This is a genomic window from Kiloniella spongiae (assembly GCF_001026905.1).
GTDB classification, from domain to species: Bacteria; Pseudomonadota; Alphaproteobacteria; order Kiloniellales; family Kiloniellaceae; genus Kiloniella; species Kiloniella spongiae.
This window is the reverse complement of record NZ_LAQL01000013.1, coordinates 87,053-98,851: the sequence shown is the minus strand read 5'-3', so window position 1 is coordinate 98,851 and position 11,799 is coordinate 87,053. Positions and strand designations below refer to the sequence as shown.

Here is an 11,799-nt window from a genome sequence, read left to right as displayed (position 1 = left end):
GATTAACTCCCGCCAAACAGTTGCAATAAAACGCTTCATACAGTCATCTTCCAAGATTTCTGCATAAAGGAATTTATGAAACTTTAAACGGCACACCCCAATGGTCAGGGTGCACCGATGTAGTCAAACTACTTAAACGAGAAGTATTTGATTTTGGGGCTGTCTTCTGGGTCGACAATTGTATCAACGCCTGATTTCATTCCCCAGTTCAAAACCTGATGATGGATTGGAAGATACAAAACATCTTCTTGAACCTGATCCCAGATTTTTCGAATTGACGCATCACGAACATCAAGCCTGATTTCACTGGCAAGAGATTCAATTTCGGCATCAATTTCAGGGTTGGAATACCTTGTATTATTCCAGGAACCGTATGCTTCGCCTTTACTGTGAACAAGGAAATTAAAGGCGTATTCAGAATCATACGTAGGCACTCCCCAACCCAACATATAAAAATCTGATTCCAGATTGTTAATCAGCGGGAAGTGTTGAGCCTTTGGTTTTGAATCAAGGTTAACTTTAATTCCGATTTGCGCAAGCATACCGACCATTGCCTGACAAATAGCTTCATCATTAATATAACGATCATTTGGGCAATCTAACTTAATTGAGAAACCATCCGCATACCCAGCTTCGGCCATAAGAGCTTTAGCTGTTTCTATGTCTGGATCTTGAACCACATCTAGCTCAGGAACCCAACCATGTACAAATGGCGGCAGGATAATGCCCGCAGGTTCTGATTGGCCCCGCATAACAACTTCTTGAATGGCCAGACGATTAATAGACATATTCATCGCGCGACGAACACGAACGTCTGCAAACGGGTTTTTCCCGTCAACATTATCATTTTTCAGGTCGGTATCACCTTGATTCATCCCCAGAAAAATAACTCTGTTTTGAGACGTTCTTCTGACATCAAGGCCATCAGCATCAACGACACGATCGATATCTTGAACCGGAACATCTTGTATAAAATCAACTTCACCAGACAGCAAAGCCGCTATACGTGTCGCTGCATTTTGAATAGGGATATATTCTAGGCGAGAAACTTCCATTGGAAATTGCTCAACTCCCCAATAACCGTCAAAACGTTCCATCACGGTTTTAACATCCGGTTCACGACTAATCAGCTTATAGGCACCAGTACCATTCGCATTTTTTGCTGCATAGGTACTTTGTCCTCCTTCATAGTCCTGAACTTTTATCGCATCATTTGCGGTGGCCCAATCCTTATCCATAATCAACATATTAGTAAGATTATTTGGCATAATCGGATTAGGACCATCGGTAATAATCTCAACCGTAAATTTATCTGGTGCTCTTACATCGACAACTGAAGCCAAAACCTCTCGATAGTTACTTTCATCACTCATTGCTCTTTTAAGAGAAAAAACAACATCTTCACTATCAAAATCGGCTCCATCATGGAATTTCACCCCTTGACGCAACTTAAAAACCCATACATTCGGATCTTTATCAGAAGGGTCCCACTCTGTCGCAAGAGCAGGCACTAAAACACCTCTCATATCACGAGCAACCAAAGGCTCCATGATCTGTCGCTGCAAAGTAATTGTCGGCCCTTCATTTTGAGCATGAGGGTCAAGTGTCAAACCATCGCCAGCTCTAGCCCATTTTAACGTCTCTGCACTCACAGATGCGCCCGCGCTAAACAATATAGCAGTCGCGAGTAATGTTTCTTTGAATTTCATCATCTTTCTCCCAAGACCTTACGAGTTACCCTCGTATTATTTCGTTTGTTAAGAACCACAGTTCTCAAATATTTAGATGGCCAAAACGAGCCCTTTTCCCAGTAAAGTGCTATGATTTCTCAACTTCAAAAAATCAGCGCTCAGATAATTAAATCGTTCGTTATCTGAGCGCTGAAGTATTAGGGAAGCGTCATTGCAATTTTTAGGGACACCAAAATGATATCCAAATCAATTAAGAAAAGTTCACCTATTTTATAGTTTATTTTGTTAAAATTTGTGATATTGATAGAATTATGAACATAAAAATCGATCACATTAACCTAAGTCTATTAAGGATAATGCAAACCAATCCTGATTACTCACAACGTGAGCTTGCGGATCAAGTTGGATTGTCCCAAAACGCATGTTGGAGACGTTTAAAGCAACTCGAACAATCTGGTATTATTGAAGGGCGACGCTTGGTTTTAGACAGGGCAATGCTTGGTCTGGACTTGGTTGTTTTCATGATGATACAAACACAGAATCATTCATCAGAATGGCTAAAAGCCTTCCGTTCTCATGTAATTTCCATACCTGAAGTTGCTGATTTCTATAGGATCGGCGGCGACTATGATTACATGTTAAAAGTGATCACAGAAGACATGGTTAGTTACGATAAAATTTATCAGCGTCTTATTCAAAAAACGAAACTAGAAAAAGTGACTTCCTATTTTTCCATGGAGGCAATCGCTGAAAACAGATCAGTACATATATAGTATCGTTCTTAGGCTAGCATCGAGATATATTCTCGTCCAAAAAAACAGATGAATAGAAAATATTTTCAATCGTTATTTTTGCTTTTACGCATCTCCACCGTGTACTTTGTAAGACACCCCGATAACCATCGTGATCTTTAAAAGAAGCGATAACGCCAAAACCAAGCCCTTCCCCTAGAAACGGACGATCTCATCCAGATTATCAATTGCACGAGAAATGCGTAAATGAGCCATTTTGATTGACATAACTTCCGCTTTAAGCGGCGTGCAACACACCGCCAAGGCAAGGTTCTGGAACCTTGGTCGTGGTTGGCAGGGATAACGGCAATTTCAGTTGGCTGCGTTTGGCAAGGAAGGCAAAGGCTTGTGCTTCCAGTGCATCACCATCCCATCCCAGGCTTTCCACAGGATCAACCGTCACGCCCAAGGCTGATCGTAACGCCTCCATCAGAACGGGGTTATGTCGACCACCGCCAGTCACCACCCAACGTTCGGGCTCTTGAGGTAGAAAGCTAACAATTTTTGCATTCACCGCAGCCGTGAATGCCGTCAGGGTTGCAGCCCCATCTTCGGGACAGAGTTTCTGAACCGCATCCAGATTAAAGTCATATCGATCCAGTGATTTTGGTGGAGCCAAATCAAAGAAACAGTTGTCGAGCATTATACCCAATGCTTTTTCATTCACCTCCCCTTTAGCTGCGATTTTACCGCCTTCGTCCATCGACTTGCCAAAATGCTGTTGCACCCAGTCATCAATCAATCCGTTCCCAGGACCAGTATCACAGGCGAGAACAGTGCCATCTGGTCCCAGATAAGTAATATTGGAAACACCACCGATATTGAGCACCACAAGCGACTTTGCCAAATCACCGGCCAATGCCTGATGATAAAGAGGGGCAAAGGGAGCACCTTCACCACCAGCTGCCACATCAGCTTTGCGAAAATCATTCACCACAGGGATACCAGACAGCTTGGCAAGCAGATCACCATCCCCGATCTGGATTGTAATGCGTCGGGATGGATCATGAAAAGTTGTCTGTCCATGAAAGCCGATAAGCTCTATGTCATCCGGGACAAGATTAGCTTTCCCCAGTAACGCAATCACAACGTCATGGTGCCAACGGGTCATCTGTGCCTCGACACCCCGAACATCCTTTCCCTCGCCCATAACAGCCTCTAGTAGGGCCCGTTGTTCAGGGGTATAGCTGTAGCTCAACGTCGCGCCGGTTTCTGTTACGGTCTGGCCGTCGCTTTTGATCAGGGCAGCATCAATACCATCCATGGACGTTCCGCTCATCAACCCCAGAAGCCATTTGTCTGCACCCATATATCTGTCCTTATCCTTGCTACCTGATGAGCTTTCAGCCCACTGCTTCACCCCGGTTTTCTCGGGGCCAATTGTTTGATCCATTGTTTATGGGAAATGATTGTGGTAAATCCCAGCGGCTACGGCAAGAGGCTCTTTGTCTCTTGTCCACGATTTATATGACCTTTTTCGAAACAAGCGAGAGTTACAATGACTGCGCCACAAAAAACCGACTTCCGTTCAGAATTCCTTCGTGAACTGAGCGCACGCGGTTATATCCATCAATGTACGGATATGGACGCCCTGGATTCAAAACTCGAAAAAGGTCCTGTGGCAGCCTATATCGGCTTTGACTGCACAGCAGATTCTCTGCATGTCGGCAGTCTAGTTCAGATCATGTTGCTGCGTTGGCTCCAGAAAACCGGCCACAAACCGATCGTTCTGATGGGCGGCGGCACCAGTAAAGTTGGCGATCCCTCGTTCAAGGACGAAGCACGCAAGCTCATCACTGAGCAGGAAATTCAGCACAACATGGACGGCATCAAAAAGGTATTTTCCAAATACCTGACCTTTGGTGACGGCCCAACAGATGCGGTTATGGTCAACAATGCCGATTGGCTCGATAACATCAATTACCTTGAGTTTTTGCGTGATTATGGTGTGCATTTTTCGGTCAATCGGATGCTGAGCTTTGATTCCGTCAAGCTGCGCCTGGACCGTGAACAATCCCTGTCGTTCCTGGAATTCAACTATATGATTTTGCAAGCCTATGACTTCATGGAACTGAATAAACGTCAGGATTGCCTGCTGCAAATGGGTGGATCAGACCAATGGGGCAACATTGTTAATGGCGTGGATTTAACCCGTCGCATCAGTCAAAACGAAGTTTACGGCCTGACCTCTCCTCTATTGACCACATCATCCGGCGTCAAGATGGGAAAAACGGTCAGCGGGGCCGTATGGCTCAACGAAGAACGTCTGTCCGTTTATGACTTCTGGCAATACTGGCGCAATACCGAAGATGCCGATGTAGGCCGTTTCCTACGCCTTTTCACTGAACTTTCCGAAGGGGAAATTCAAAAGCTGGAAGCCATGCAAGGTGCAGATATCAACGAAGCCAAAAAGGTTCTGGCAACAGAAGCAACCCGACTGTGTCACGGCCTTGAAGCCGCTGAAGCAGCAGCGGAAACAGCACGTAAAGCCTTTGAAGAGCGTAGCATGAGTGCTGATCTTCCGAGCCACGACATTGAAAAATCACGCTTGGAAGAAGGCATTCCGGCATTCTTGCTCTTTAAAGAGATCGGTCTTGCAAACAGTAATAGCGAAGCGCGCAAACTGATCAAAGGCGGTGGCGGTCGCCTAAATGACACTCAGATCAAAGACGACAGCCTTGCAATCAGCCTGTCAGACTTGAATGACGAAGGGTCAATCAAAATTTCCGCAGGTAAGAAAAGACACATTCTGGTAAAACCTGTTTAATTTAGAATTTTGATGACAAAAGAATAGATAAAGGGGCTGCGAAAATCGCAGCCCCTTTATCGTAGAGGGTATCTCAGAGAGTGCTCTTTTCTGGCTATTTTCTGGCTATTTTTCTGGCTTTGGCTCATCCAGAATTTCTTTTTTCTTCTTAGGATCTTTCTCTGTTGTTGGCGTCGTGTTCCCAAAGATATTTCGCAAGAACCCCGGGGCCAGCCCGGAAAGCGGATTGATCGAAACCTCTGGCTCTTCCAAGTCGCCGCTCAAACTATAATTAAAGGCAACGATCCCCTGTCCGTCTCCACCGGTCAGGATATCCCCCAATATAGGAATACCCCCGATAATACGGTTAATCGTATAGGCGGGTACAATTGTGCCATTCGCCGCGACCAGCTTTCTGTTGGTATCAACTTCGCCCTTGGCCGTCAGGCCAATAGAAGACGAATAGAGTTTGATAAGATCACTACGAAGCAAACCGTTTTGGAGCGTGAAATCACCTTTGAGTTCGTTAAAAGCGATACCCTCGGTAGTCAAAGTTGTCACAGGCCCGGTCAAAGAAGCAAAAGCCAACATCTTGGCAAGTGTTGGCGCCTTGACCAATCGTAATCCCCGAGCTTCAATATTTCCTTTCAGCAGGCTTTCGCTGTGATAATTCTCGGCAATTCCTGAGATTTGAAGTGAACCACCCTGTACCGTATCCAGCACATCAAGTGCCCGCAACATGGCCCCGAAATCATTTGCCGTAATATTCAACCCCTGGCGCCCATCTTCAAGCGGTTGATAAGCCATAGAGAAAGTACGTTTGACATTTTCTGTTTCCGGCGTCGCTTTCGCGCCCTCTGCATACCAGAGCTCTTTGGGGATTTCCCCAGAGAACTGCATACGTTTCCAACCTTCTGGTTCTTTATCAAGCCACAAAGATGCATTCCGAAAGAAACGTTCCTCCGCCATATATATGGCGTCAAGATTTTCAGCAATTACACTAATTGGTGCCGTCTGTTTTGCTTCCTCGGGAACAGTGTCATCTTCAACCTTGGTCGCATCACCATTCTGTTCTTCACCAGCAGCATCGGGGTCCCCTTTGGTCTCACCAATCTCTCCTGTCGCATTATCTTCCCCGCCGCCTTCACCAATAAACCATTCAGCATCCAATACTCCCCCACCAATAACAATTGATGGTTTGTCAGCGGATAGATCGGCTTGTACATCTGTCAGCAAAGACTTGCCGAGCTGAAACTGATCAAGATTTGCTTGCGCAATCTTGCCCTCAGTTAACGATAACTCCCCCGTAGCAGCAAAATCATTTGCTTCCAGGTTAAAGCTGTTGATGTGAACAGCTTCACCATCAACCAAAGAAACAATCGCCTGTATTTGTCCAGGATCTGACGGTTGTTTGAAATAATTCAAATCTTCGATTTTTAAAAGAGCATCTTGTAAATTAGCTGCGATCTGAACAACGCCGGTATCATCAACTTTATTTTCCAAAGCCAAAGAAAGCGAAACAGGGCCCTCCAAATAATCAGATACCGGAATTCCCAGTTTAGATAGACCATCCGGTTCAATACGCGGAATATCGGCTTTCAGGTTTGTTCGAACCGTGACCTCGCTGCCAAACTGTTCTTTCCAATCCACGGTCATCGGAATATCAGCCAATAAAAGCGGTCCAGTTACATGCATTCCTTCTCTTGTGACATTGAGTTTCAAGTCACCATCCGTTGCATCATGTCCGTTATAGATCTTGCCAATCCGGGCTTCTTTTATCTCTGCCGAAGCATCTATGGACATGTCTTTGAACTTGAGGTCCTTTAACAACAAAAATGCAAAATCAACCGCAACCGCCGCATTTCCACTTGTTTCTTCCGGCTTGATGCCCAGCTCATCAATCAGTCGCAGGTTTTCACTATTCAGAATGGATAAAGCGGTGTTCACTGGCCCCTCAACGGCAGTTTGAATAGCAATATGTTCTTCTTCGATGTCCAGCCCGGTTATTTCGATCGTAGAAGGCAGAACCGACATATCTTCGAGTTTGCCACCTTCTGTGAACAGAGAAAGCCCATCTGCACGCACTTTGGCCGTCCCTGCCACACCTTGCACCGGGGGTAAGGGACGGAGATAATGCACATCCAAATCGCGATACCTCATGCTGCCGTCCAGAGATACCAACTTGGCCTGATCAAAATCACCGGCAGGAATATCCAGAACCGCTTTAACCACGGCTTCTTCTGCAATTCCTGTTTTAATATTATCCGTAACCCATTCCCGCGCATCAGTAGCCATGGGTTCCGGCCAATAGAGAGCCAGATCATCCACAGGAACTTCAACAGCTTTTACGCCAGCGAGAACCTGCATGTCACCATCCAGCCCGGAAACAGAACCCGCCACAGAAAGCTGCGGCCCCTTTTCTCCTTCTATCCCAAAGTTGATCGCAGCATTATCCACCGTGAGCTTTTGATTACTGCGGCTATAACTTCCTTTAACAAAAAGTCCCTGAACGGGGAGCTGAGGTACTTTTAAATCTGGTATTTCAATCGTGCCGCTACCACCAGAAATTTCAAATCGACTGCGGCCAAACTCTCCCAACACATTAACAGAAGTTGCAACAGAGGCGGCAAGAGGTATTTCAACCGTCTCCAGCGCCGATAAAGCAGGATCCAACTGTGCTAATGTCGGTGGATTTATACCCGAAATCTGGAAAGCAAGATCAACGACCTGAAGCTCGCTATCATAAACAAAGGCGCCATTTAAAATCGCTTCTTCACTTGCAATATCAACGGTTAAAGCAATATCACCCTGTAGGCCGAGCTTATCGCGACGAATGCTGATATCTGCATAGGGAACCTCAAAAACCATCCCCAACTTGCGATCATCAATCTGCATTTTGGCGCCAACAATTTGCAGTTGATTGAAATAGGCAAGCGGATGCCCGGCTTCGCGTTCCGCCATAAGATTATCGAGAATTTCCGGCAACGCTTCGCCAAAGCTTTGACCATTTTCGTCATCACCGCTATCCAGCGTGTCATCTATTTCAAAGTGGCCGTCTTCGGCCCGAACAAGTTTTAGCTCTGGGCCAATAATATCAACCCCGGTGGGGACAACACTTCCGCGGACTAATGCGCCAGCATCCAGATCAATTCCCATCAAAGGAATCGCAGCAATCACACGTTCCGTGCTATCAAGAAGGCGTACATTGGCAACCTGTATAGCAATAGCTCGCTCTTTCGGCAGCCAAACGAGAACGGTTGTATCCACATCCAGCTGTATTTCCCGATCTGGATCGGCAAAAGCCTCTTCCACATAGGGGGTCAGAAAATCAAGTTGAACAGGACCGGAAGAAAGGCGCCAAATAGCAATACCTGCCAGCACAGCAGACAGCACTAACAAGGCTGCAATAACTTCCAGAATAACTACAGATATTTTACGAATCATACGTTGAAAGAGCTCCGCTCAAGCACAACAGTTGTCAGGCGATTAGAATAGGGCATATATTTACGAACGGTTACTCTTGACCATTTTCTACAGCCTTTGCACTGTACTCGAAACAAGCTAGCGGCACTCATGATACTTTCATTTTCCTATTCCGAAGAAACATTACCCAAAATATCCAGCTCCAGCAGGGCCGAACTCGGCTTTTCTAATTGGAACGAACGTATCGAGCGTATCGAAAATTCTGATTTAAAGCAGGATCTTATCCATTTCCAAGAGATTCCGAAAGTGAAATCGCTGCTTGCATCCGTCTTCTCAAACAGCCCCTATCTTTCCGATTGCCTTTTGGGGGATATGGAATTCCTTTGCCAACTTTTAAAGCAGGGACCTGAAAAAAGTCTGACAACAATTCATCATCACCTTTTGCAAGACGTCGCAATTTCCACAGATCGTCAAAGGGTTATGAGCGAACTACGCCGGGCAAAAAAAAGAGCATCACTTGCCATTGGTTTTGCAGATATCACAGGTCAATGGACTGATCGCCGGGTCGTAGAAGAACTCACCGGCTTTGCTTCGACGGCTATTTCCACAGCAGTTTCTCATCTTTTTCTGGAACTACAAAAGCGCGGGCAAATTGAACTTAAAAATCCGGAAACACCAGAAGAAGACTGTGGTTATGTGGTCATGGCCATGGGAAAACTCGGTGCCTGGGAACTGAATTATTCATCCGATATCGACCTCATCATTCTTTATGATCCCGAAAAAATTGTCTATCTGCATAATCGTGGGGTGCAAGAAGGTATGGTAAGGCTGACACGTGATCTTGTACGTTGTCTGGATGACAGGACAAAAGACGGTTATGTATTCCGCACCGACTTGCGTCTGAGACCAGACCCCAGCGCCACCCCCTTAGCTCTCTCGTTCAATGCCGCTATGACTTATTATGAAACCACTGGCTTGAATTGGGAACGGTGCGCCATGATCAAGGCGGCCCCAATTGCCGGTGATGAAGAATTAGGTCGGCGTTTTATCAATGAAATAAAGCCCTTTGTCTGGCGCAAGCATCTTGATTTTGCAGCGATCAACGACATTCACGGTATCAAGCGACAGATCTATGCCCACAAAGGAGGCAGCAAAATTGCCATCAAAGGACATAACATCAAACTTGGTCGGGGCGGCATTCGCGAAATCGAATTCTTTGCTCAAACCCAGCAACTCATTTGGGGCGGGCGTAATCAGGATCTGCGAAGCAATTCTACCGTATATGCCTTGGAACAGCTTCATAAAGCGCACCTGATATCCCCCAAAGCTCTCCACGACATGACCGAAGCTTACTGGTTTCTACGCCGTGTCGAAAACCGGTTACAGATGGTGGACGACCAACAGACACAGTTTCTACCCGATAGTGATGGAGGCCTGGCTGATATTGCCGCATTCCTTGGCTACGATCGTGTCGATGAATTCAGCGAGGAGCTATCAAACCATCTGCATGTCGTTGAAAATCATTACGCCGCACTCTTTGAAGAAGAGCATACACAACCAAACACCACAAAAAATCTTGTTTTTACGGGGCACGAGGCGGCACCAGAACTTGTCGAAGAGCTTGAAAAAATCGGTTTTCAGGACGGTGCGCGTGTTTTTCAGATTATAACGAAATGGAAACAGGGGAAATATCGGGCTGTACGGTCTGATCGTTCGAGGCGATTAATTACTGAAATCGTTCCTGTTCTTCTGGAAGCATTCAGCAATTCTGCCACGCCCGATACCGCCTTGAATAAATTTGATGATTTTCTTTCCGGCCTGCCAACAGGTGTGCAGTTATTCTCCATGTTACAGACCAACCCCAACCTGTTGGATCTTTTAGCTGAAATCATGGGATCGGCGCCTGCTCTGGCAGACCGCCTAAGCAACTCACCCGGATTATTAGAAGCCGTTTTAAGCGATGATTTTTTTGCCCCAATGCCAGAGTTACACGCTTTGCAGAATCAATTGGAACATACGCTTGAAGAGGCCAGAGATTTTCAGGATGTACTAGACGACACCAGACGATGGGCGAACGATCAAAAATTTCGTATCGGCCTTCAAATCCTCAGAGCAACCTGTTCCATCGAGCGTTCCAGCAAAGATCTTTCCAACATTGCAGAAAGCAGCATCACCTCTTTGCTACCTCACGTGAAAGACGAGTTGAAAAAAAGACATGGCGTCATCCCGCAAAGTGATTTTGCTATTCTGGCAATGGGAAAACTTGGCTCTCAGGAAATGACGGTCACATCTGATCTTGACCTGATCAGCCTTTATGATCTTAAAGAAGTCGACGCTCATTCTGACGGGGACCGCCCCCTTGATCCTACACAATACTTTGCCAGGTTAACCCAACGCTTTACCAATGCCCTGAACGTCATGACGCCAGAGGGCCGCCTTTACGAAATTGACATGCGCCTGCGCCCTTCAGGCGGGTCCGGCCCTTTGGCTTTATCTCTTCAGGCCTTTGAAAAATACCAACTCAACGAGGCCTGGACCTGGGAACATATGGCCCTAACCCGCGCCAGAGCCATTGGGCATAATCAAGAGTTTTGCGATCGGATCAATAGCGTCATTAAGTCAATACTCTGTATAGAGAGAGATCCGCAAAAGCTTGTTGGTGATATCGCTGACATGAGACAAAGAATTGCCCGGGAAAAACCAGCACAAAGTGAATGGGATATCAAACTTGTCGAAGGAGGATTGATTGACCTGGAATTTTTAAGCCAATATCTACAGTTAAGACATGGACACTCTGACTCGACAATATTAAACACAAATACCAAGCAGGCCTTCAAACAATTAGGGAAAGCCGGACTTATTTCATCGACTGATACATCTGATTTAAGCGATGCTTTTGATTTATTTCATCAGTTGCAAAATCTCTTTCGATTGACTATCGGCGAAGCTCTTGATGAAAACAATACATCATCCGAAGTTTTACTTCGCCTTGCAAAAGCCTGTAATGAGCCAGGATTCCCAGAATTAAGGGAGCGGTATTTCCAGACAAAAAATCACGTATCAAGAATTTACAAACAGATAATTGCAGATAAATCATCAAAGCTATAAAAACCAAAGGTGATCAAACACTCTCAATCCAATTTGCATC

The 11,799-nt window shown here is 45.7% G+C and carries 6 protein-coding genes; 3 read left to right on the top strand and 3 right to left on the bottom strand.

Annotated elements, in window-relative coordinates; all coding sequences use genetic code 11:
* Window positions 1–128: 128 nt before the first annotated feature.
* On the bottom strand, window positions 129–1,709 hold the full coding sequence (locus WH96_RS17045) for an ABC transporter substrate-binding protein (protein WP_047765422.1): 1,581 nt from the start codon (window positions 1,707–1,709) through the stop codon (window positions 129–131).
* Between the two features lie 293 nt (window positions 1,710–2,002).
* Between WH96_RS17045 and WH96_RS17040 the strand changes: the two genes are divergently transcribed.
* Complete coding sequence (locus WH96_RS17040; RefSeq protein ID WP_047765421.1) at window positions 2,003–2,464, top strand: Lrp/AsnC family transcriptional regulator; 462 nt, start codon at window positions 2,003–2,005, stop codon at window positions 2,462–2,464.
* A 256-nt stretch (window positions 2,465–2,720) separates the two neighbouring features.
* Here WH96_RS17040 and WH96_RS17035 read toward each other — a convergent pair whose 3' ends face one another.
* Window positions 2,721–3,791, bottom strand: a complete 1,071-nt coding sequence (locus WH96_RS17035; RefSeq protein ID WP_082130552.1) for an anhydro-N-acetylmuramic acid kinase — start codon at window positions 3,789–3,791, stop codon at window positions 2,721–2,723.
* A 189-nt stretch (window positions 3,792–3,980) separates the two neighbouring features.
* Between WH96_RS17035 and tyrS the strand changes: the two genes are divergently transcribed.
* Window positions 3,981–5,249: a tyrosine--tRNA ligase gene (tyrS, locus tag WH96_RS17030; protein ID WP_047765420.1), complete on the top strand. Its 1,269-nt coding sequence runs from the start codon at window positions 3,981–3,983 to the stop codon at window positions 5,247–5,249.
* A gap of 105 nt (window positions 5,250–5,354) precedes the next feature.
* Here the strand turns inward: tyrS and WH96_RS17025 are convergent, their stop codons facing one another.
* Window positions 5,355–8,672 carry a YhdP family protein gene (locus tag WH96_RS17025; protein WP_047765419.1) on the bottom strand — a complete coding sequence of 1,106 codons (3,318 nt, stop codon included), beginning with the start codon at window positions 8,670–8,672 and terminating at the stop codon, window positions 5,355–5,357.
* A 129-nt stretch (window positions 8,673–8,801) separates the two neighbouring features.
* Between WH96_RS17025 and WH96_RS17020 the strand changes: the two genes are divergently transcribed.
* Window positions 8,802–11,759: a bifunctional [glutamine synthetase] adenylyltransferase/[glutamine synthetase]-adenylyl-L-tyrosine phosphorylase gene (locus tag WH96_RS17020; protein WP_047765418.1), complete on the top strand. Its 2,958-nt coding sequence runs from the start codon at window positions 8,802–8,804 to the stop codon at window positions 11,757–11,759.
* Window positions 11,760–11,799 lie beyond the last annotated feature (40 nt).

Coding starts and splice junctions, on each gene's coding strand:
- WH96_RS17045 (WP_047765422.1), bottom strand. CDS start 1,709: ATGAAATTCAAAGAAACATTACTCGCGACTGCTATATTGTTTAGCGCG.
- WH96_RS17040 (WP_047765421.1), top strand. CDS start 2,003: ATGAACATAAAAATCGATCACATTAACCTAAGTCTATTAAGGATAATG.
- WH96_RS17035 (WP_082130552.1), bottom strand. CDS start 3,791: ATGGGTGCAGACAAATGGCTTCTGGGGTTGATGAGCGGAACGTCCATG.
- tyrS (WP_047765420.1), top strand. CDS start 3,981: ATGACTGCGCCACAAAAAACCGACTTCCGTTCAGAATTCCTTCGTGAA.
- WH96_RS17025 (WP_047765419.1), bottom strand. CDS start 8,672: ATGATTCGTAAAATATCTGTAGTTATTCTGGAAGTTATTGCAGCCTTG.
- WH96_RS17020 (WP_047765418.1), top strand. CDS start 8,802: ATGATACTTTCATTTTCCTATTCCGAAGAAACATTACCCAAAATATCC.